The sequence below is a fragment of the Leisingera sp. ANG-M6 genome (assembly GCF_000813905.1).
Lineage (GTDB): Bacteria > Pseudomonadota > Alphaproteobacteria > Rhodobacterales > Rhodobacteraceae > Leisingera.
Genome location: NZ_JWLG01000015.1, coordinates 1 through 21,130 on the forward strand (window position 1 = coordinate 1; position 21,130 = coordinate 21,130).

Below are 21,130 nucleotides of genomic sequence, written 5' to 3' on the forward strand. Positions count from 1 at the left end.
GGCTCCCCCTGCCCCGACGTGCCGCTGGCCGACGGGTTCCTGCTGGACAAGCTGGGAGACAGGTTCACCCTGCTGACCATCGACGCCGACGCCCCCGATGAGATCGAGGAATCCGGCATCAAGGTCACCCGGCTGGCGCTTTCTATCAAGGATGACAAGACGCTGGCGCTGAAGGACCGTTACCTCGGCAGCGCCGAAAGCGGCGTCTACCTGATCCGCCCGGACCAGCATGTGGCCGCCCGCCGCCCCGGCTTCGACGAAAACCAGTTCCGGCACGCGATCCGCCGGGCCATCGGCAAGGAGTGATCAAGATGACCGAAGACCAACTGATCCTGACCGCCAACCTCGAGCGCGCCGACGACTTCTATGCCGACCTGCTGGCCGCGCATGAGGATCTAAGCAAAGACGAGAGCGATGCGCTGAACGCGCGTTTGGTGCTGGTGCTGGCAAATCACATCGGGAAACGCGCGATCCTGAAACAGGCGCTGGCCGCTGCCGCGCTGAAAACCGGGGAGGACTCCGCTTGAAAATCGAACAGATCCACCACGTCGCCTACCGCTGCAAGGACGCCAAGCAGACGGTGGAGTGGTACAACAAGATGCTGAACATGGACTTTGTCCTGGCCATTGCCGAGGACCATGTTCCCTCCACCCATGAACCCGATCCCTACATGCATATCTTCATGGATGCAGGCAACGGCAACGTCCTGGCCTTCTTTGAGCTGCCGACCAAGCCGGAGATGGACCGCGACCGCAACACACCGGTCTGGGTGCAGCACATCGCCTTCAAGGTGAAGGACCGCGACACCCTGATCCAGTTCAAAGAGCATCTGGAGGCCAACGGCGTCGAGGTGCTGGGCGTCACCGACCACTCGATCTTCCACTCGATCTATTTCTTCGATCCGAACGGCCACCGGGTGGAGCTGGCCTGCCCCGACCCGGAGGAAGAGGCGCTGCTGCAAAAGCTCGACTCGGTGAAATGGGAAATGCTGGAGGAATGGTCCAAGACCAAGAAGGCCCCCAAACATGCCGAATGGCTGCACGCCAAGGAATTGAACAAGACCTGATAGGCTCAAGCAGCCAAGGCAGCCCGGCGGGCTGCCTTCTCAGCACGGGAGACCGCCGATGGGCAGCACCATCCTTTATGACTACTGGCGCTCATCAGCCAGCTACCGGCTGCGCATCGCGCTGAACCTGGCCGGGATCAGCTACACTTCGGTCCCGGTTGATCTGGTTAAGGGCGAACACAAGCGCCCGGAACACCTGGCCCGCAATCCGCAAGGGTTCGTGCCGGTGCTGGAGATCGACGGGCTGCGCCTGACCCAGTCGCTGGCGATCCTCGATTATCTGGATGAAACCCGGAACCTCGGCCTGCTGCCCGCAGACCCCGGCCAGCGCGCCAGGGCACGGGCACTCGCGCATTCCGTCGCGGTGGATGTGCATCCGGTCTGCAACCTGCAGGTTGCGAAACACGCCACAGCCCTCAGCAGCGGCGCGGACGACATGCCCAAGGCCTGGATGCAGCACTTCATCCGCCCCGGTCTGCAGGCGTTTGAAACCCTGCTGGAGGGTTTCAGCCAGGCGCCTTACTGCACCGGCGACACCCCGGGGCTGGCCGACATCTGCCTGATGCCGCAGCTTTACAACGCCCGCCGCTGGGAAGCTGATTTCTCGGACCTGCCGCGGATCTGCGCAGTGGAGGCGGCCTGCGCCGCCCACCCTGCCTTTGCTGCAGCCAGCCCGGCCCCGCCAAACTGACCGGTCCGGGCGTCCCGCTGCGTCACAAGGAACGCAGCAGCACCTTGCTGGAATTCAGCGCCTGGGCGATCCGCTGGTAATGCAGCGCCACGTCGTTGTTGCCCTCCGCCGAGCGCAGCAGAACCGTTGTGGTGTCTTCCAGAATTGCCAGCGCCTTGGCGTTGGTTTCAGCCACAGTTTCCTGCTTCACCGCCGCAACCGGGCGGCGCTTGGGCTCGCTGTCTGATGGCACAGTGATCTGCAGCCGGGGCTGGCTGTAGTCACGGTTCTGCCGGGACAGTTTGGCCAGTTCGTCGGAGGCCGTGACGAGCGCCTCACGTGCGGCCGCGTACTCACCCTGAGCAGGCAGGTTTTTGACCAGCGCCTTCAGTTCCTTGGCCAAACAGTCCGTCCGGTAGGTGGTGCCAACAGCCTCGCAGGCTGCCGACGCGGTGCTGATCTGGGCAACAACAGCAGTGGTGACAGAGTTGGTTACCGACGCCGGGCCAACCGGGGCCGCGGTGCTGGTACTGGTGCTTGAGCTTCTGACGCCATCCGCTTCCGCTGCATCGCCGCCTGATTCCGCATCGCCGCCAAACTGGGAAGGCGACGGGGAGCCACGCACCTGCGCCTTGTGCACGTACACTGCAGCCTTTTCCTGCAATGCTGTCCGGCCAGTCACTGCGGCGGCTTCCGCCAATGCCGGCATAAGCAATATTGCGGCCGCCAGTGGCAATGTACAAACCGCCTTGTTTTTACTGCTGTTCATTGAACCCTCTTAACTTTGCCCTGCAGATGCAGGGTTTCTTGCCGGTGTGCCGCCCTCTGACAGAGAACCCAGCCCGAACCTTTTCGCACTACATCCCCAAGGGACCGCCGGTAATTCCGATAATGTGATCCGAGGTCAGCCCTGTAGCGTCGAGCAGAAGGATCTCGAAATCCAGCTCTGTTTCACTGCTGTCAATTGCGCCGATGTAAAGGCCGTCCGGGTGCTCATCAATGAACAGAGTGATGTCAAAGAACATGGCGCCATTGGCTGGTGTCAGTTCAAAATCGCCATCGTCGAGGGATATGCCGATATAGGCATCCCCTGAGGTGAGAGAGCTGAAGTCGATCTGATCCTGCGTATCGTCGAAGTCTGTGATCACGTCCAGGAAGTCGTCCCCGGCACTGGCGTCATCGAAACTGCTGAAGACAAACACATCCGCATCCGCACCGCCGCTGAGGATATCGGTTCCCACTCCGCCGGTCAGTGTATCGGCGCCGTCTCCCCCAGCCAGCACGTCATCGCCCGCGCCGCCATCAAGCTGATCGGCCCCGTCGCCGCCATCCAGCAGATCGCTGTCATCGCCGCCCTCCAGCGTGTCCTGGCCGGACTCGCCGGTCAGGATGTCCTGGCCTGCGCCGCCGCTCAGGCTGTCTGCTCCGGTTCCGCCGAACAGATCATCGTCCCCGTCATCCCCGAACAGCTGGTCATCGTCGCCGCTGCCATACAGGGTATCGTTTCCAGCCTTGCCGTACAGCATGTCATCGCCGTCGTCGCCGCGCAGCACGTCATTGCCGAAACCGCCCCGCAGCACGTCCTCGCCAAACCCGCCTTTCAGCGTGTCATCCCCCAAGTTGCCCCGCAGCGTGTCATCACCCTCGCCGCCTCTCAGCAGGTCGTTCCCGCCGCCACCGGCCAGTTCGTCGGCTTCTGCGTCGCCATCCAAGATGTCACTGCCGTCACCGCCTTCCAGCGTGTCCGCCCCGTCACCGCCCCCCAGCACATCGGCATCCTCACCGCCGTCAAGCGCGTCGTTACCCGCGCCGCCGCTCAGCGTGTCTGCGCCTTCGCCGCCTTCCAGCGTGTCAGCACCGTCATTGCCCTCCAGCACGTCGGCATCGTCACCGCCATCAAGCGCGTCGTTTCCTGCGCCACCGCTCAGAGTGTCTTCATCTTCTCCGCCCTCCAGCGTGTCAGCACCGTCGCCGCCCTCCAGCACGTCGTCGTCATCACCGCCATCAAGCGCGTCGTTGCCCGTACCGCCGCTCAGCGTGTCCTCACCTTCGCCGCCTCTGAGCACATCATTCCCGCCGCCGCCGCTGAGGCTGTCGTCGCCGTCGTCACCGCTGAGCGTATCGGCGCTGCCGCCGCCAAACAGATCATCGCTGTCCCGCCCCCCGAAGAGGGTGTCGCTGCCGCTGCCGCCAGCCAGGGTGTCGGTGCCAAACCCTCCGTACAGGAGGTCCGCCCCGGATTCGCCAAAGACCGCATCAGCACCGTCGTTGCCGGAAAGAGTGTCATCCGACAGGCCGCCCTTCAGGGTGTCATCGCCAGTGCCGCCGCCAGCCACATCGGCGTCCTCACCGCCCCACAAGGCATCCGCACCGTCACCGCCTGCCAGCGTGTCGGACGCGTCACCGCCAAACAGCTGATCGCTGCCGGTTCCCCCGGTCAGGGAGTCAGCGCCGGTTCCGCCTGCCAGAGTGTCCGCACCTGAACCGCCGTTCAGCGTGTCTGCACCGCTGCCGCCGTACAGCTCATCATTGCCCGCGCCGCCATGCAATGTATCCTCACCGCTATTGCCATTCAGCAGGTCATGGCCGCTGTTGCCCCAAAGCAGATCCGCACCGGTCAGACCGTTGAGAGTATCGTTCCCGTCGGATCCGTTGAATGTGTCGTTCCCGCCGTAAAACAGCGCAAGGAACTCGTCCGTGGTAATGTCAGGGTCTGAAACAACGCTGCTGGCTTCCAGCTCCAGGCCTGTCACCTCATACACCAGTTCCGTGGTGCTGCCGGTCTGATACTGGTGGTAGGATTCGATTGTGCCGGTAACCGTGAAACTGTTGTCCGAGCCAACAATCATCTGGAATTCTGCACCCTGCGCCGACCTGTACTCTGCACGAAAGCCGTCCTCCCCGGTAAACAGGATGGTCTCGCCCGTGACAAAGAATTCGGCTTCGATTTCGGTGCCGATAGCAAAGGGTTCGTAAAATGTAATCGTCGCCATCGCGGCCTCATCAAGAAAAATGCAGATGTTTCGCTTGTGCCCGGGTCAAATTCCCGGCTCACCGGGGCTTTGCCTTTAAAAGGAATCTGACGGCAGGTCTCCAACCGCTCCGGGAAAATTTATCTCAGTTCTCCAGCGCTCTCCAGACCGCCTCGCCAGCTGAAGCCTTCCTGCAAGCATTAGATACAAAAATGGCACGCGGGGCCAGAGGCTCCGCCGCGCGTCCTGTTTCCCGCATGGCCTGCCGCAAACACCGGATGCGCTGCAAAAGGCAGCCTGGTGGCACGTCCAGGGATCAGCAAGACCGGCAGAACGCTCCGCGCCCGAAGCCCAATGAACGGCACAGCTCCCGGCAGATACGGCGGCTCGCAACTTTGCAGCAGCAGCGTCCTGCGCATTCCGGATACTGCAGGCCGCCAGTTCAATGGCTCTGTATTCAATAAAAACGGCGGGCGCCCGGAGAGAGCGCCCGCCGCAGTCTTTGGGAAATCAGCTCACAGCAGCCAGGTTTTCACCAGCGCGCCATCGTACATCATGCCGCCGCCCGGATCGTTCTCCCAGCCGCCGATCTGCTCGCTGACGCCATCGATGAAATCGTTGAACATCGGGATGATGGCGCCGCCCTCGTCGCGCACCATAAGGCCCATCTCGCGGTAGAGCGCGGTGCGCTTGGCGGTGTCGAGCTCTCCCTTGGCCTGCAGCAGCAGCGCGTCGAAATCTTCCCTTTTGAACCGGGTGTCGTTCCAGTCGGCATCGGATTTGTAGGCGGTGGAGAACATCTGGTCCTGCACCGGGCGCCCGCCCCAGTAGGAGGCGCAGAAGGGTTCCTTGTTCCAGACCTCGGACCAGTAGCCGTCGCTGGGCACGCGCTCGATCTGCAGCGGGATGCCGGCCTTGGCCGCGCTTTGCTGAAACAGCGCCGCGGCATCCACCGCGCCAGGGAAGGCGTTGTCGGACACTTTCAGGACAACCGGGCCGTCATGGCCGGACTTCTGATAGTAGTGGCGGGCCTGATCCGGGTCATAGCTGCGCTGTTCGATATCGCCGGAGAACAGCGGATAGGCGGCGTTGATCGGCATGTCGTTGCCCACGCTGCCATAGCCGCGCAGCACCTTGTCGACCATCTCCTGCCGGTCCACCGCAAGTTTCAGCGCCATCCGCAGGTCGTTGCTGGCAAAGGGCGCGGTGTCGCAATGCATGAGAAAGCAGTAGTGGCCGCGGCCCGAAATGCTCTCGATCCGCAGACCCGGCGCGCGGCCCAGAAGATTGGCGATTTTTGGCGACACCCGGTTGATGAAATGCACCTGACCGCTTTGCAGTGCGGCGGTGCGGGCGGTGTCGTCGTTCAGCACCAGGATCTCGATCTCATCGGCGTGGCCGCGGTCCGCGTCCCAGTAGTTCGCGAATTTCTTGAAGGCATGGCGGGCGCCAGGCTCGTTGACCTCAACCGTGTAGGGGCCTGTGCCAATGCCCGCAGCGGGCGCATCCATACCGCCACCCGGCTGCACCACCAGGTGATAATCCGCCATCAGATAGGGCAGGTCCGCATTCGGCGTTTCCAGGGTGACGCTGAAGTAATCGCCATCCGCCTTCATCGACTCGATGCCGCGCATGATGCCCAGGGCGCCGGACTGGCTGTCCTCGTTGGAGTGGCGCTGCATGGTCTTCAGCACGTCCTCCGGTGTCAGTGTCTTGCCGTTGTGGAACTCCACCCCTTGGCGGATCTTGAAGGTCCAGGTCTTGGCGTCGGCGCTGGCCTCAACCGTTTCCGCCAGGCGCGGCACGATTTCGCCCTGCGGGCTGACTTCGACCAAAAGATCGCCATAGGCGGTCAGCACGTTGTTGGCGACCGAACTGGCCGCCAGGGCCGGGTCCAGGCTGTCGGTGCTGGCGCCGCCCTGCAGGCCGGACCGGATCAGCCCGCCTTTCTTCGGGCCTTCGGCCCGAGCGGCAGAGGCCAGCAGGCTGTTGGCGCTGGCGGCGGCAACCCCCAGCGCGCCGAGGCGGCCGATGAATTCGCGGCGGGTCATGAAGCCTTTGACCGCCCGTTCCACGTAGTGGCTGATGATGTCGGACATATTGTTTCCCTGCTGGCTGCACCACGCCCCGGACAGGGCAATACAGCCTGTTGCTGTTCAAACGCCCCGTCTGGGGCAGGCCAGGATGTGGTGGCAGAAAATGGTTTTGCCCGCTACGTCCATTTTGGTTAAATGATGCAAACCAATTTAGGAGGCCGCCGGTGCCGGAGCAGACCAAGCATTTTGCCCCGCTGCCGTTTTTGCAGCTGGACCGCACATCGGCCACGCCGCTTTATCTGCAACTGGTCCAGCAGTTGCGGCGGATGATCCGGGACGGCGGCATCAAACCCGGACAGAAACTGCCGTCGACCCGCTGGCTGAAAGAGCATCACGGCATTGCCCGCAGCACCCTGGTTGCTGCTTTCGAACAACTGGCCAGTGAAGGCTACCTGCAAAGCTGCACCGGCTCCGGCACCTTCGTGAACCCGGAATTTCCCGGCCTGCATCCCGGCAGCGGTATTGCTGCGGAAGCGCCGCAACCGCCGCGGCTGTCGCAGCGCGGCAGGGCGGCTGCGGAGGGGCTGGATCCCTCCTATTTCGATCCGGTCCGGGTGCGCCCGTTCCTCGCTAATATTCCGGCCATCGACCTGTTTCCGCACAAGGTCTGGGGCCGCATCGAAAACCGCATCCGCAACCGGCTGGACAGCAGCATGATGGCCTATGGCCAGCCAGGCGGCTATGGGCCGCTGCGCGAGGCGATCTGCGACCATGTGCTGAACCGGCGCGGCCTGAAATGCAGCCCCGCTCAGGTGATTGTCACCAACGGCTCGCAGCAGTCGCTGAACCTGATTGCCGCGCTGCTGCTCGACCCCGGCGGCAGGGTGCTGATGGAGGATCCCTCCAGCCCGGTGGTGCGGCTGAGCTTTCAGGCCCAAGGCGGAACCGTCGTGCCGGTCCGGGTAACGGAAACCGGCGCCGCAGTTCCGCAGGACGGCCCGCAGACCGATGGCGCGCGGCTGGCCTATCTGACCCCCTCCTGCCAGTACCCGCTGGGTGCGGTGATGCCGATTGCGCAGCGGCTGGAGTGGATGGACTGGGCCCGCCGCAAGGATGCCTGGCTGATCGAGGACGATCTGGACAATGAGTTCATGTTCGGCGGCCGGCCCGATCCGGCGATCTATTGCGACGACCATCAGGGCCGCACGATCTATGTCTCCAGCTTCAACAACGCGCTGTTCCCGTCGCTGCGGCTGGGATTCATCATCGCGCCCCCGGCGCTGGCCCGGCCGCTGATGGCGCTGAGCGCGATCACCGACCGCGGCCCCAATACCTGGCTGCAGGCGGTGCTGGCAGAGTTCATCAGCCAGGGCCACCTGAGCACCCACATGCGCCGCATGCACAGCGCCTATGTCCGCCGCCGCAGGGCGATGATCAGCAGTTTTGACCGCATCGCCAGCCCGCATGTGTCGCTGCGCCAGAACACCAGCGGCCTGCGGGTGATTGCCGATCTGCCGCCGGGCACCCGGGACATGGATGTTCTGGACAGGCTGGACGCAGCCGGGCTGTCTGCCTACGCGCTGTCCTATTACTGTATGCAGCGGCAGGACTTGAACGGGCTGCTGCTTGGGTTCGGCTGCACCCACGAAGATGGCATTCCTGCAGCCGTTGAGAAACTTTGCTCCCTGTTTGATCCGGGGGATTGATGACGCGATCCTTCCGCATGAATGGAAGGCGGCGCTATCCTGATCCTCACGGAAAGCAGATCACCCGTCGAGGCCAGGCATGCCCCAGGTCTCTGCCATACTGCGCCAGCCCAGATACAGCAAAGGCGCCCGCTGGGCGCCCTATATGTAGATCTTGGTGAGAACTCGTGCCGAAACGGTGGGAACTCGTGGAAGATTTACATACAGCCTCAGTGGGTCCAGGGGCTGCGGCGGTTGGTGGCGAAATTGTCGCCGTAGCCGCCCGGGCGGATATTGGCCTTGCGCTCCTTTGGCTCCACAACCACTGCGTCGATGCCATGATCCTCGGCGTATTCCACCGCGGCTTCCTTACTGTCGAACCGCAGTTTCACCTGCGCCTGGGTATCAGCGGAGGACGTCCAGCCCATCAGCGGGTCCACTTCCCGGGCCGAGGCAGGCGCAAACTCCAGCACCCATTTCCGCGTCTTGGCCATGCCGGATGTCATGGCGTTGCGTGCCGGCCGGTAAATCCGCGCTTGCATGGGCTGTCTCCCGCTTGAGTCTCAAATCCAGCGCTTTTATGCGCCGGATGCGGGCCTGCGGCAAGGTGGCATTTTGAACAGGGTTATCCGGGCTTTGCAGCGCCGCCACAGGCCGGCCGCGCCAATGCTCCCAGATATGATTGCCGCGCAGCCAGAAACGCCATCAGCCGCGCCGGGTAGCCCTCCGGCGGCGCCTCGCTCACCGACGGCCGGGCCGCAATCGCCGCACGCCAGTCCGCCATCCGGCCCTGTGCCGGCATCAGCCCAAAGTCCCCAATCACATCGAAGGTATCAAAGTAACGGAAAATGGTGCCCCAGACCCCGTCCACCATGTGGAAACTGTCCCCGGCAAAATACGGCCCCGCCACCCCCGGCGCGATCCGCTCCAGCCGTTCGCGCAGGGTCTCCGCCGCCTCAGCAAACGCCGCCTCATCCGGTGCATTATAGAGCTTCCCGATGGCCGCCAGCGTGTCCGAGCCGTATTCAATCCAAGCCCGGTGCCGCGCCCGCTCCAGTGCGTCGGCGGGATGCAAGGAGCCGGGTGTCGTCTCATCCAGATATTCCGCAATCACCTGGCTTTCAAACAGCACCCTCCCGCCGGTCTCCAGCAGCGGCACCCGGCCGGTCGGCGACAGCGCCCGGAACCAGTCCGGTTTGCCTGCCAGGTCGATATAGGTGCGCCGGTGCGGAATGGATTTCTCGCTCAGCACAATCACCGCCCGCTGCACATAGGGGCACAGGTGGTGGCTGATCAGATGCAGGTCGCTCATGGGCTTCTCCAGTTAGATGCATTTGCATGTATACCAGATGGGCAGGTACCCTTGAATGTCAATGCACTTGCATCTAAATTCCCGCCATGACCGCATCTGCCCCCGATCCCTTTGCCGTCTGGCTGCCGCTGGCGCGCGCGCACAAGACCATCCTCACCGCGGTGGAGGCCGCGCTGAAACAGGCGGGCCTGCCCGGCCTCGACTGGTACGATCTGCTGTGGGAGCTGGAATGCGCAGGCGATGCGGGCCTGCGCCCCTATGAGCTGCAGGAAAAGCTGCTGCTGCCGCAATACGGCGTCTCACGGCTGGCGGAGCGGCTGGCCAAGGCTGGATATCTCACCCGGCAGGACTGCAGCGGCGATGGCCGCGGCCAGGTGCTGCTGCTCACCGCCGAAGGCGCCGAAACCCGCGCGCAGATGTGGGCGGTTTACTCGGACACCATGCAGCAGGCCGTTACCCCGCATTTCAGCCCGGGCGAGGCGCGGCGGCTGTCAGAGCTGCTCGGAAAGCTGCTGCGCCCCGCGTCTGCTGACAAAATCTGACACCATATCCCGGATTGCGGCCCCCGCCCCCTTGCACAGGAACAAAAACAGACCAAAATCGGCGCCGTTCTAAGGAGTCGCCTGATGCCCTACGCCCATTCCGACAAAACCATGCCGATGATGACACAGCGCGCGCCGCAGCAGCGGCCCAAGCTGGAGGGCGGCAAGCGGTTTGTCATGAACACCACTTTCGACCCCGCAGGCGACCAGCCCACCGCGATCAAGGAACTGTCCGAGGGCGTGCTGGACGGCGAGCGCAACCAGGTGCTGTTGGGCGCCACCGGCACCGGCAAGACCTTCACCATGGCCAAGGTGATCGAGGAAACCCAGCGCCCGGCCATCATCCTTGCCCCCAACAAGACGCTGGCGGCGCAATTGTACGGCGAATTCAAGGGCTTCTTCCCGGAGAACTCGGTCGAATACTTCGTCTCCTTCTACGACTACTACCAGCCGGAGGCCTATGTGCCGCGCTCCGACACCTATATCGAGAAGGAAAGCCAGATCAACGAGCAGATCGACCGGATGCGCCACTCCGCCACCCGTGCCCTCTTGGAACGCGACGACGTGATCATCATCGCCTCTGTCTCCTGTATCTACGGCATCGGCTCGGTCGAAACCTACTCCGCCATGACCCAGGACCTGAAAGCAGGCGAAATGTACGACCAGCGCCAGATCATGGCCGATCTGGTCGCCCAGCAGTACAAGCGCAACGACCAGGCCTTCCAGCGCGGCTCCTTCCGGGTCCGAGGCGACACTCTGGAAATCTTCCCCGCCCACCTGGAGGACCGCGCCTGGAAGCTCTCCTTCTTCGGCGAGGAGCTGGAGCAGATCACAGAATTCGACCCGCTGACCGGCGAAAAGACCGGCACCTTCGACCAGATCCGCGTCTATGCGAACTCCCACTATGTGACGCCGAAGCCGACCCTCAACCAGGCCATCATCTCCATCAAGCAGGAGCTGAAGATGCGGCTGGCCCAGCTGGAGGGCGACGGCAAACTCTTGGAAGCGCAGCGGCTGGAACAGCGCTGCAACTTCGACCTCGAAATGCTGGAGGCCACCGGCCACTGCAACGGCATCGAGAACTACTCCCGCTACCTTACGGGCCGCGCCCCGGGCGAGCCGCCCCCGACCCTGTTCGAATTCATCCCCGACAACGCCATCGTCTTTGCCGACGAAAGCCACGTCTCCGTCCCGCAGATCGGCGGCATGTACAAGGGCGACCACCGGCGCAAGTTCACCCTTGCGGAACACGGCTTCCGCCTGCCGTCGTGCATGGACAACCGCCCGCTGAAGTTCGAGGAATGGGACGCCATGCGCCCGCAGTCGGTGTTTGTCTCCGCCACCCCGGCGGCCTGGGAGATTGAGCAATCCGGCGGCGTCTTTGCCGAACAGGTGATCCGTCCCACCGGCCTCCTGGACCCGGAGGTCGAAATCCGCCCCGTGGACATGCAGGTCGACGATCTGCTGGACGAGGTGCGCAAAGTCACCGCAAACGGCTTCCGCACCCTGGTCACCACGCTGACCAAACGCATGGCCGAGGACCTGACCGAATACCTGCACGAACAGGGCATCAAGGTCCGCTACATGCACTCCGACATCGACACGCTGGAGCGGATCGAGATCCTGCGCGACCTGCGCCTCGGCGCCTTCGACGTGCTGATTGGCATCAACCTCCTGCGCGAGGGGCTCGACATCCCCGAATGCGGCCTGGTCGCCATTCTGGATGCGGATAAGGAGGGCTTCCTGCGCTCCGAAACCTCGCTGATCCAGACCATCGGCCGCGCCGCCCGCAACGCCGACGGCCGCGTCATCATGTACGCCGACAAGATCACCGGCTCGATGGAGCGCGCCCTGGGCGAGACCAACCGCCGCCGCGAAAAGCAGATCGCCTACAACCTCGAACACGGCATCACGCCGGAAACCGTCAAGAAAAACGTCGAGGATGTTCTGGCCGGCCTCTACGAGGGCGATGTGGACATGAACCGCGTCACCGCCCAGATTGATAAACCGATGCACGGCGCCAACCTGGAGGCGCATCTGAACGGCCTGCGCGACCAGATGCGCAAGGCCGCCGAGAACCTGGAGTTCGAAGAAGCCGCCCGCCTGCGCGACGAGGTCAAACGGCTGGAGGCGGTCGACCTCGCCATCTCCGACGACCCGCTGGCCCGGCAGTCGTCGGTGGAGGCGGCCTCTGAGGCGGCGGTCAAGTCGCGGGGGCGGTCAACGGCCGGCAAGGCCGGGACGCGGGCCTATAGGGGGAAATCGCAGAAGAAGTTTTCGTGAGGTTTTGATTCAACCTAGATAGCGGAAGGCACGTGTATAGTTCTGAAAGAACAGGAAGCACCTAGGCAAGCCAAACAGCAACACTCGAATGCACTTTGAAAAACTCTTCAATACGCATTTTCTCTTCTTCAGGTGTTTCAGGGATCAAACGAGGTAACACCCCGTCTCTCAACCTATGCGTTGCCTCTTGGACGAGTGGGTGCAGCTTCCTTGCGACTTCGAATACAAAGTTCTTCTCAAAGACAATGTTAGCATTCCCTTTGGCTTTCAATGCCTCAACCTTCTGAGCATCCGCCAGCGTAAGTGTGCCCCCAGTGTGAGAAATTGAGTGGCGCAGCTGCCAAAGCACGGCCAACCTTTTACAATCCTTATTAGAGAAAAACTGCCTCTTTATCCCAAAGGCATCAAAATAGCTGTTCACACGTGCTGGGTCGTGCCAGCCAGTCATGCTGTCTGCCAACAGAACACCAATGGACTTAGCTCCAATTCCTCGGTGCGCTGCGAGACGTGACAGGTCAATTTCGATATTGGTTTCTTTGCTTAGGCGCTTCAAAAACGCAGAAACGTCAAAGCCACCAATAAAGATTGAGTAGTCAAACAAGCCAGCAAAGAGATACCTTTGATAGGTTTCAAAATGCCCCATTAAAGCCGGAAGCATCGCTGATACGATATGCTCCAAGCTGTCTAATGAAGCCTTCGAGTAACTTCCATCTGCCTTTTTAGGGAAGTGGCGTGTACACAAATCTACAGCGCTCTTGGCTTCAATCGTGTATTTTAAGAATGCAGAAGCAGGCGAGTGAAGGTAGTCTGCGAGATCGATGTGGCTAGTTCCACCGTCGACCAAATATTCTTCAAACTCTTTGATTTTTCTACCTGACATAACAACCTCTAGAATGAGATGCCGGACTAGTCGCTCCCTTAGCGTGAGTTTTCAAGCAAAAAACGAAGTCACCATTCGATTTCATGCAGATACCCTAGAGGACGGGTCGGGTGCGATGCACGGCGGCGCCGTGCAAGGTCTCCGCAAAGACACCGCAAACCAATTAACCATTTATAAATAAACAAGGTTTCGCTGCGAAACCCCCTTTCATTTACATCCCGCACCCAGCCACTGCTCCCCAGCCCCAAACCAAAAAATCCCTCCGGAAACTCCGGAGGGGGACCACTCTTCACCACACATTCCAAATCAGTTGTCGGCGGCGGTCTCGGTGCCGGCATCTTCCGGCGGGGTCACTTCGATGCCGGGCACAGTGATCTCGGCGTCCTTCATCTCCACGTCGACATCCGGCACCTTCACGGTGGCGGTTTCCCCGGTCAGCTCGACCGATCCGACCTCGGCATCGAATTCCGGCAGGTTGCCGCCCTCGACACTCACATCCACATCCGGCAGGCGGGCCTCTTCGGTCTGGTCGACGTCGATCATGTAGAACGCGGCGGCAACGGCGATAACGGCGGCCACTCCGATGGCAACGGCAGATCCGGTCTTCATGGGTTTTCCCTCTCGATTACCTGGCACCACAACGGTGCGTCGCAGGGATAACGGCCCGGGGGCGCAAAGGGTTCCCAAGAGATTTCCGCCGGTTCCGCCCCAGCCATGCCGCCCCCCTTGCCCGACTCACCCCATCGGGCGCAAACTGTCAGGCACCAGAAACCTGCGCGCCCCGGCTTGCCGCTTGCCGCGCCCGGATCTGATGCCGCCGCCCGATCAGTGAGCCAGCAGGCTCCCGCGGCGCCCATGACCTGCGCCACCAGCGGCCGGGGTCCCGCCCCAGACAGGAGGACCCTTCGATGATTGCCTCACGCCTGAAACATCATCTGGAGGCACAGGGCTTGCCCTTTGCCACCGTCCGCCACCCCTATACCGCCACCGCGTCCGAATGCGCCGAAGCCGCCCATGTGCCGGGCGGCCATCTGGCCAAATCGGTGCTCATTCACATGGAGGAAGGCCCCTTTCTGGCGGTGATCCCCTCTGACCAGAAGGTCGATCTGCACAAGCTGCAGTCGATGGTCGACCGCCGCCTGGGCCTGGCGCCGGAGATTGAACTGGATCAGGTCTTTGACGATTGCGACCCGGGCGCGGCGCCTTGCGTCGGTGCCGCTTATATGGTGCCCACGGTGATCGACGACAGCCTCACCGGGCTGGACAAGGTCTGGTTCGAGGCCGGCGATCACAAGACGCTGGTGGAGATGAAGGGCGCCGATTTCGACACCCTGATGAAGGACGCCAAACACGGCTCCTTCTGCACAGTGCACTGATTGGGCACGAACCGGGCACTGACACCCCGGCCCGCCGCCCCAAGCAACGGGGCGGCCCGGCTGGCGGCGGTCAGAAGTCGAACAGATCTTCCAGGAAGTTCTTCGATTTCTTCTTGAAGGACTTCTTTTCGTACTTCTTGTCATACTTCCGGCCATCTTCCCGGCCGTACTCCCGGCTGCGGTCGTCATAGCGCTGCGGCTGCGGCACTGGCTGAACGGGCTGGGCAGAGCGTTCGATGATCTTGTCCAATTCGCCCCGGTCCAGCCACACCCCGCGGCAGCGCGGGCAATAGTCGATCTCGACCCCGGCGCGGTCGGACATGACAAGTTCGGTTCCGTCAATCGGGCACTGCATTCGCGTCTCCTTGCACAACTCCAGCCTTTCACGTGGGAACCGCTCAGCCGCGGCGCAAGACAACAGGGGCGTAAAAACCCGCAATTTGCGGCTTTCCGCCCGTTTCCAGACAGCTGACGCATGGTAAGCTGCCCCAAACCACGGAGGCTTACATGAGCAGCAAAACCATCCTCGCCGGGCTTCTGGCCCTGATCCTCTCCTGCGTGCCGGCCTTGGCGGACGGCGGCGGCGGCGGCAGCCGGGACGGGATGGACAGCGGCGGCGGCCAGCGCAGCGGCCTCAGCTCCAAGGCCACCCAGGCAGTTGTAAAAACCCTGACCAGCGGCTTTGAGCGCTGCGGCACCCTGCCCCAGGTCTACAAATTCGATTGCTACCGCCACACCTACAAGCTGGCAGCCCAGAAGCTGAACGGCAACCAGGCCTATGCCGAGGCCTACAAGGCGCTGGTGCTGGTCGAGGAAACCCTGACCACAGCCGTCAAGCAGAACCTGGATCCGGCCCAGAAGCCCAAACGCAAGGGTCTGAACCTTTACCGCGCGGTCAAACCGGCGGCAGTGCCGCAGATCAAACGCCAGACCGAGCGGGCGATGAAACAGGCCGAAACCATCCTGCTGCGTTCACCCGCCAGCAAGAAAGAGCATTATACCCGCATTGCCCAGGCAGTGAACTCGAACAAGGTTCTTTTGCGCTCTGCCCTGCTGCCCGGCGGCATGATCCGGCTGGCCTGGAACCTGCTGAAAGTGGCGGTTCCGGCTTAAGGCAAGCGCGCTTCAGCGCACCACATGCACGGCACAGGCCGCGTGGCGCACCACGTGGCCTGAGGTCGATCCCCAGATCAGGTCCTGCATCGCCGGACGGTGCGAGGCGAGGATGATCAGGTCAGGCTGGTTCTGCTCTGCATAGTCCAGGATGGTGCGGCCGGAGTGGCCCTCCACCAGCACGCCTTCGGCATCGGGCAGGGTCTTGGCCAGCCCGTCCAGTTCCGCCTGCAGCGCGGTGCGGGTGTCCTCCATGAAATCCGCCGGGATGTAGGAAATCGCATAGGCCGGCACCTGTTCGATCACGTGCAGCAGCGTCACCTTGGCCCCCGGCGCCGACAGCAGCCGCGCCACCTTGAGCGGCCCGGTCACGTCGCGCTCCGGGTCAAATGAGATCGGCACCAGAATATTGTGATACATGTCTGTTCTCCCTTCTTTGCCAGTCTACACCCTTTTCCCGCCCGGCGCGTTGACCATGATCATCCGCGGCGTGCAGAGCGCAGGCTTGTCCGCAACGCCCCAGACCGCATAAGGTTCCAGTCATGGGCCCGCCCGGCGGTGCGCTGAGATAGTCTTTGAAAGGGACCCTGATGATCTTGAAATCCCTCTCCGCCGGTTGTCTGGCCGTGGCCCTGGCCCTGCCCGCAGGCGCCAGCCCGTCAGTACCGCAGGGCAGCTACACCATCGCGATGTCGGACAGCGTCACCGCCAAGGCGGTCAAGGTGCTGACCAGCGGCAACGGCACCTGCCGCCAGCTGCCCTCCGCCTATCAGATCGACTGCTACCGGCAGTTCTACCGCCGCGCCGCAGCGGAGCTGAGCCGCTACCCGGACTACAAGGACGGACGCAAGGCGCTGAAGATGGTGGAGAGCACCCTGAACGCGGCGCTGAAGCAGTACCGGGACAGATCGGCGGCGCCTTTGCGCAGCGGCGGCCAGACGTTCAAGGCGATCAAGCCGGAGGGTTTGAGCCCGGCCGCCGAAGCCTTCCGGCGCGCCCGGGCTGATGCGGTGACCATCCTGCTGCGCTCCCAGGGGCCGATCAAGGTGCACTACGAGCGCATCGCCGCGGTGGTGGATTCGGCCAAGGTCATCATCCGCTCCGGGCGGATGACCCTGCGCCGGTTTATCTAGGGTCAGGCAGCCCGCCGCCTGACCCGGGCCGGGGCCTCAGGCCCCGAACACTTCGGCGACGTCATACATCACCGGCTCGAAGCTGCGGCACAGCTCGTTGATCTTGCGGTTGCGCTCGCGCATCTCCGGGCTGCGCAGCATCGCCATGAAATCCTCGCGGCGGCGCCATTGCGAGTAGTTGGCGATCCGGGTCTGCGCATCGTTCACATGCAGGCCCGCTGCGATGAAGCCCGGCTGCTTGGAGATGAAGTCGGCATAGGCGTCCTCAAGCGCCTCCAGCAGGTCCTGGCATGTCCCCGGCGTCATCTCGAATGTGGTGATAACGGTCTGGATGTCCGCGGTTTTTGCTATTTTCGGCATTGGCTCCTCCGTTGACTTGGGTCCAGCCTACGCCCGATCACGCGGAAAGCGCACGACATTTTTTACGGAACACCCCAGGGCAGCGACCATTGTGGTTAACACAACCTTAACCATAACGCCAAACCCTTGAGGAACTCGTGATGAGGCCCAGGGATGAGAACTGCCTATGCCGCCTGTCTTGCCGTGCTGCTGGCCCCGCCGGCGGCTGGCGGCGCTTGGCTGGAGGCACCGGGCAAGGGCTTTGCCGCGGCCAGCGCCACCTACCGGCAGACCGACAGCGGCGCACTGCATGAGCTGGGTTATTACGGCACTTACGGGATCACGCCGAAGCTGACGCTGGGGGTGGATCTGAACCAGAATGCGGATATCTCCGGGCACGCGATGATCTTCGCACGGATGCCGCTGCGCGCGGGGGAAAGGTACAGGCTTGCGGTTGAGGCCGGCTTCGGCGGCAATCATTACCGCGGCCAATGGGCCTTGATGCAGAGAACGACCCTGTCCTACGGGCGTGGCTTCGGCACCGCCACAGCAAGCGGCTGGCTGGCCATAGATGCCGCCTATGAACTGCGCAACAGCGGTCTGGCGGCAGCCTGGAAACTTGATGCCACCCTGGGGCTGAACCGCCCTGGCAAACCTGCACCGATGCTGCAGATTGAGACCTACAAGCCGGAAGGCGCCCAGTTTTCCTATACGCTGACGCCATCGCTGCGCTATCCGCTGCCTGCCGGGCGCGAGCTGATCCTGGGGTTGGAGCACCGCAGCGCGGGCGGCGGCAGTCTTGGCCTGAAGCTGGGGCTGTGGCAGAAATTCTGAACCCTTTCCCAGGACAGAAAGCGCGATATGGCCGATGTGATCCGCCCCACCGATGATGAAGCCCGCGCACTGGCGCGCGGCCTGATGGAAACCGCCCGCTTTGCTGCGCTTGGCGTGCTGCTGGAGGGTGGCCAGCCGCTGGTGACGCGGGTGGCCTTCGGGCTGGACCCGGACGGATGCCCGGTCAGCCTGGTCTCGGACCTGGCGCAGCACACCGGAGCACTGCGGCAGCACCCGGCCTGCTCGCTGCTGGTGGGGGAGCCGGGCAGCAAGGGGGATGCGCTGACCCACCCGCGCCTCAGCCTGCTGGCAGAGGCGGCGTTTGTGCCGCGCAGCGATCCGGCGCATGAGGCGCTGGCGGAAGCCTATCTGCACCATCAGCCCAAGGCCAAACTGTACCTGCAGTTTGCCGATTTCAGCTTTGTCCGCTTCCGGATCACGGCGGCGCATCTGAACGGCGGCTTCGGCAAGGCCTTCCGCCTTGCCGCCGCTGATCTGCTGCCCGGCAGCTGACATCAGCTGTCCATCCGCATCAGCACCTGCACCTCGCCCTTGACCGCCTCCTGCCAGCGCAGGCGGATTTCGTCGTTGTTCGATCCCTGCAGCACGTCGGCATAGGGCGCGAGGTAACGGATACTGTTGCCGCTGGTGCGCAGCGCCCCCTGCGCCACCACGCTGTCGACAAAGCGTGCATAGCCACGGAACGGCAGCTCCCCGTCTGAATCCACGGTCCAGGACGACGACGCCGAGGACTGGTCATGCAGCACCCGCAGCGGATTGGCGGAATGAGCGGTGACATTGTGGTACATGTTGCCGGTGACCACCACGTTCTTGGACCGGCTGAAGTCGAGATCGGCAAAGCTGGTGTCGACCCGTTCCGCCCGGTCGATGCTGCCATTGGTGGAACGGAACTTGTTGCCGGTGATCGAGACGCCGTTGAGGAAGTTGCCGCTGCCGTAAGGTTTCACCACGATGTAGCTGAACCAGGGCGCGACATCGCCGGACAGGAACACATTGGCGTTGATAGACAGCGCGCTGAAGGAGAAGCCGCCGGTGTAGTCCGGGGTGGAGTCGCGTTCGTTGGTCCATTCGATGAAGCAATTGTCGACATAGTTGTCGGACACGGTGGAGGTGCAGTTGTTGGAGGTCAGCACCAGCCCCGCGGTGCGCACCCCGTTCGGCACGCTATCGCCCTGAAAGAAATGGTTGCCGGTCACTGTGTTGTTGCTGCCGCCCAGGATCGCGAAGTGGCGGAAGCGGGTGGCACGGTTGCTGCGCAGCTTGGCGTCGTTGTTGTTGACGTTGAGCCCGATGCTGACCCGCTGCGACACATCCAACGGGTCCTCGTCCGACAGGAACTGGCAGTTGTCGACCAGGATGCCCTGGCAGCCGGTGCCGATGGAGGTGATGCCGCGGTCCTTGGGGCGGGAGATGAAGCAGCTGTCGATCGAGGTGACGGATCCCGCGGGCGACAGCCGCAGGGCGCTGCAGCGGCCGTTGCACTGGAACTCGATATCCTGCAGCCCGAACTTGCTGAGCGAGCTGAAACCGCTGAAATCCACCAGGTACTTGAAATCTCGGAAGGTGAAATTCTGGGTCCCCTCAGCATCATAAAGCGCCCCGCTGAGGGTCAGCTCGCCGGCCCCGGTGTTCTTGGATTTCACATAGATCTCGCGGCCCACGCCCGCGCCCTCAACCAGCGATCCGACGGCGATGTTGGCGATATTGGACACATTGGTCAGCTTCTTGGAGTCCGACGCGCTGTAGGTCGCCTGCGAGGTCACAACATCCGTGTCCCAGGCGGAACTGCTGGCGGCCTCCAGCTGGCCGTTGCGGATGACGCGGCGGGTTGCATAGGAGGATTTGTTCGGCACCGCCGCCGCCATGTCGATGGGGCCGGTGACGGTGATCTTGCGGCCCATCAGGTCGAGCGATTCATGGTCAGAGTTGTTGATCAGAGCCTGAAATGCCTTCTTGAAGCCCAGCTCCTCGTTGCCGAAGGCGGCGGCATAGGCGGGGAAGTTGTAGTTCTTTGTCAGCAGCAGCATGGCGCTGTCCGGCATCTCAACCGTTCCTTCGAACACCGCTTGGTGGTTCAGCGACACCGTGCTGCCAAGGTAGTATTCGCCCGCAGGCACCAGGATGCGGCGGCCGTCTGCGGCAGCATCTGCGGCCTCAAACGCAGCCGCGCAGTCAAAGCTGCCGTTGCCGATGGCGCCGTAATCGGTCACGTCCACCACGTTCAGCATATCGCGCAGGAAGGCGCTGGTGATGTCGGTGATCTCGATATCATCAATCCGCACCACGCCGCCGTTGGCGCCGGTGAGGTCGAGGCCGAAGTGGCCGTAAGCCGCATTGCGGCCCCACGGCATATCCACGCCGCCGCGGCTGCCGCTGCCGACGATGCCGGTCACCTCCACCACCTCGCCATAGGTGCTGAGCGCGACCTGCGGAGCGGTTTCTGAAACGCCGCTGATGTGGCTGCCATTGCTTTGCGCCGCCCAGCCGGCCACGCGGACCGAGGGCAGCGCGCCGCTGACGGCTTTGATTCTCACTTTGATCTGCAGATAGCAGCCCGGCTCCAGAGGTGTCTGGCCCATGAAGCGCAGCTTCTGGGTGTTTTCGGTCTTCTGCATTTCCAGGCAGCCGCCGAAATCGCCGTCCGCCGCCACAAAAACCGCATTGGCGGCGCCGTCATAGGTGTCAGAGCCGGGGGTGCCGTCGCCGCTGGACCAGACATCCAGCCCGTCCGCAAAGGCGGGGGGCATCAGCTGCAGACCTTCGGTGATTGCCTTGTTCATGGAAGCTTCCTTTCCTGCTGCGCATGTCGCGTTCGGGGAAAAGGAAGTACAGAAAGGGCGTTAAATTCCGCCCAGCGGTGCGTACGCT

General features: G+C 62.9%; 23 protein-coding genes. 12 read left to right on the top strand and 11 right to left on the bottom strand.

The genetic code is table 11. The annotated features are described in order from the left end of the window. From RA24_RS12690 to maiA, 4 genes are all read left to right on the top strand, one after another. A partial coding sequence (locus tag RA24_RS12690; protein ID WP_039191960.1) for an aromatic-ring hydroxylase C-terminal domain-containing protein occupies nt 1-306 on the top strand: 306 nt, incomplete at its 5' end. A 5-nt stretch (nt 307-311) separates the two neighbouring features. Next, nucleotides 312-527, top strand: coding sequence for a DUF2783 domain-containing protein (locus tag RA24_RS12695; RefSeq protein ID WP_036762139.1), 216 nt, complete (start codon nt 312-314; stop codon nt 525-527). Beyond that, on the top strand, nt 524-1,066 hold the full coding sequence (locus RA24_RS12700) for a VOC family protein (RefSeq protein WP_039191962.1): 543 nt from the start codon (nt 524-526) through the stop codon (nt 1,064-1,066). The genes RA24_RS12695 and RA24_RS12700 overlap by 4 nt, the downstream gene beginning before the upstream one ends. 58 nt (nt 1,067-1,124) lie before the next feature. Then, entirely contained in the window at nt 1,125-1,757 is a 633-nt protein-coding gene (gene maiA / locus RA24_RS12705; RefSeq protein WP_039147211.1) for a maleylacetoacetate isomerase, read from the top strand. Nucleotides 1,758-1,779: 22 nt separating this feature from the next. On the opposite strand, the gene RA24_RS21795 is transcribed toward maiA, so the two are convergent. The 3 genes from RA24_RS21795 to RA24_RS12720 all read right to left on the bottom strand — a co-directional run bounded on the left by RA24_RS21795 (nt 1,780) and on the right by RA24_RS12720 (nt 6,807). Further along, on the bottom strand, nt 1,780-2,445 hold the full coding sequence (locus RA24_RS21795) for a hypothetical protein (RefSeq protein WP_052269595.1): 666 nt from the start codon (nt 2,443-2,445) through the stop codon (nt 1,780-1,782). 148 nt (nt 2,446-2,593) lie between these two features. Further along, nucleotides 2,594-4,729 (bottom strand): calcium-binding protein, encoded by a 2,136-nt coding sequence (locus RA24_RS22915; RefSeq protein WP_052269596.1) that lies wholly within the window; start codon nt 4,727-4,729, stop codon nt 2,594-2,596. Nucleotides 4,730-5,223: 494 nt separating this feature from the next. Beyond that, nucleotides 5,224-6,807 carry an ABC transporter substrate-binding protein gene (locus tag RA24_RS12720; RefSeq protein ID WP_039191965.1) on the bottom strand — a complete coding sequence of 528 codons (1,584 nt, stop codon included), beginning with the start codon at nt 6,805-6,807 and terminating at the stop codon, nt 5,224-5,226. Between the two features lie 161 nt (nt 6,808-6,968). Here RA24_RS12720 and pdxR point away from each other — a divergent pair, with 161 nt between their 5' ends. Next, nucleotides 6,969-8,450 (top strand): MocR-like pyridoxine biosynthesis transcription factor PdxR, encoded by a 1,482-nt coding sequence (gene pdxR / locus RA24_RS12725; protein WP_052269597.1) that lies wholly within the window; start codon nt 6,969-6,971, stop codon nt 8,448-8,450. Nucleotides 8,451-8,659: 209 nt separating this feature from the next. On the opposite strand, the gene RA24_RS12730 is transcribed toward pdxR, so the two are convergent. After that, the gene (locus RA24_RS12730; protein WP_019296678.1) at nt 8,660-8,971 is read right to left on the bottom strand and encodes an ETC complex I subunit; all 312 of its coding nucleotides are present in this window, start codon (nt 8,969-8,971) and stop codon (nt 8,660-8,662) included. A gap of 83 nt (nt 8,972-9,054) precedes the next feature. Further along, the gene (locus tag RA24_RS12735; protein ID WP_039191967.1) at nt 9,055-9,741 is read right to left on the bottom strand and encodes a glutathione S-transferase family protein; all 687 of its coding nucleotides are present in this window, start codon (nt 9,739-9,741) and stop codon (nt 9,055-9,057) included. Nucleotides 9,742-9,827: 86 nt separating this feature from the next. Here RA24_RS12735 and RA24_RS12740 point away from each other — a divergent pair, with 86 nt between their 5' ends. Next, on the top strand, nt 9,828-10,283 hold the full coding sequence (locus RA24_RS12740; RefSeq protein ID WP_039147218.1) for a MarR family winged helix-turn-helix transcriptional regulator: 456 nt from the start codon (nt 9,828-9,830) through the stop codon (nt 10,281-10,283). Between the two features lie 84 nt (nt 10,284-10,367). Next, a complete protein-coding gene (gene uvrB, locus RA24_RS12745) occupies nt 10,368-12,566 on the top strand; it encodes an excinuclease ABC subunit UvrB (RefSeq protein WP_039191970.1) in 2,199 nt (732 codons plus the stop codon). Nucleotides 12,567-12,627: 61 nt separating this feature from the next. On the opposite strand, the gene RA24_RS12750 is transcribed toward uvrB, so the two are convergent. Further along, nucleotides 12,628-13,446, bottom strand: a complete 819-nt coding sequence (locus tag RA24_RS12750; protein ID WP_039191973.1) for a hypothetical protein — start codon at nt 13,444-13,446, stop codon at nt 12,628-12,630. A gap of 306 nt (nt 13,447-13,752) precedes the next feature. After that, nucleotides 13,753-14,055 (bottom strand): hypothetical protein, encoded by a 303-nt coding sequence (locus RA24_RS12755; protein WP_039191976.1) that lies wholly within the window; start codon nt 14,053-14,055, stop codon nt 13,753-13,755. Nucleotides 14,056-14,354: 299 nt separating this feature from the next. Here RA24_RS12755 and RA24_RS12760 point away from each other — a divergent pair, with 299 nt between their 5' ends. Further along, the gene (locus RA24_RS12760) at nt 14,355-14,822 is read left to right on the top strand and encodes an aminoacyl-tRNA deacylase (protein WP_019296684.1); all 468 of its coding nucleotides are present in this window, start codon (nt 14,355-14,357) and stop codon (nt 14,820-14,822) included. 70 nt (nt 14,823-14,892) lie between these two features. On the opposite strand, the gene RA24_RS12765 is transcribed toward RA24_RS12760, so the two are convergent. After that, a complete protein-coding gene (locus tag RA24_RS12765) occupies nt 14,893-15,177 on the bottom strand; it encodes a TFIIB-type zinc ribbon-containing protein (protein ID WP_019296685.1) in 285 nt (94 codons plus the stop codon). Nucleotides 15,178-15,329: 152 nt separating this feature from the next. Between RA24_RS12765 and RA24_RS12770 the strand changes: the two genes are divergently transcribed. Then, on the top strand, nt 15,330-15,935 hold the full coding sequence (locus RA24_RS12770; RefSeq protein ID WP_039191978.1) for a hypothetical protein: 606 nt from the start codon (nt 15,330-15,332) through the stop codon (nt 15,933-15,935). Between the two features lie 12 nt (nt 15,936-15,947). On the opposite strand, the gene RA24_RS12775 is transcribed toward RA24_RS12770, so the two are convergent. Next, nucleotides 15,948-16,355 (bottom strand): universal stress protein, encoded by a 408-nt coding sequence (locus RA24_RS12775; protein WP_019296687.1) that lies wholly within the window; start codon nt 16,353-16,355, stop codon nt 15,948-15,950. Nucleotides 16,356-16,525: 170 nt separating this feature from the next. Between RA24_RS12775 and RA24_RS12780 the strand changes: the two genes are divergently transcribed. After that, complete coding sequence (locus tag RA24_RS12780) at nt 16,526-17,068, top strand: hypothetical protein (protein WP_039191981.1); 543 nt, start codon at nt 16,526-16,528, stop codon at nt 17,066-17,068. Nucleotides 17,069-17,104: 36 nt separating this feature from the next. On the opposite strand, the gene RA24_RS12785 is transcribed toward RA24_RS12780, so the two are convergent. Then, on the bottom strand, nt 17,105-17,428 hold the full coding sequence (locus RA24_RS12785; RefSeq protein WP_019296689.1) for an antibiotic biosynthesis monooxygenase family protein: 324 nt from the start codon (nt 17,426-17,428) through the stop codon (nt 17,105-17,107). A 153-nt stretch (nt 17,429-17,581) separates the two neighbouring features. On the opposite strand from RA24_RS12785, the gene RA24_RS12790 reads away from it, so the two are divergent. Further along, a complete protein-coding gene (locus RA24_RS12790) occupies nt 17,582-18,241 on the top strand; it encodes a hypothetical protein (protein WP_052269598.1) in 660 nt (219 codons plus the stop codon). Between the two features lie 27 nt (nt 18,242-18,268). Then, a complete protein-coding gene (locus RA24_RS12795; RefSeq protein ID WP_039191984.1) occupies nt 18,269-18,754 on the top strand; it encodes a HugZ family pyridoxamine 5'-phosphate oxidase in 486 nt (161 codons plus the stop codon). A 2-nt stretch (nt 18,755-18,756) separates the two neighbouring features. Here RA24_RS12795 and RA24_RS12800 read toward each other — a convergent pair whose 3' ends face one another. Further along, entirely contained in the window at nt 18,757-21,042 is a 2,286-nt protein-coding gene (locus RA24_RS12800; RefSeq protein ID WP_039191987.1) for a hypothetical protein, read from the bottom strand. Nucleotides 21,043-21,130: the final 88 nt, after the last annotated feature.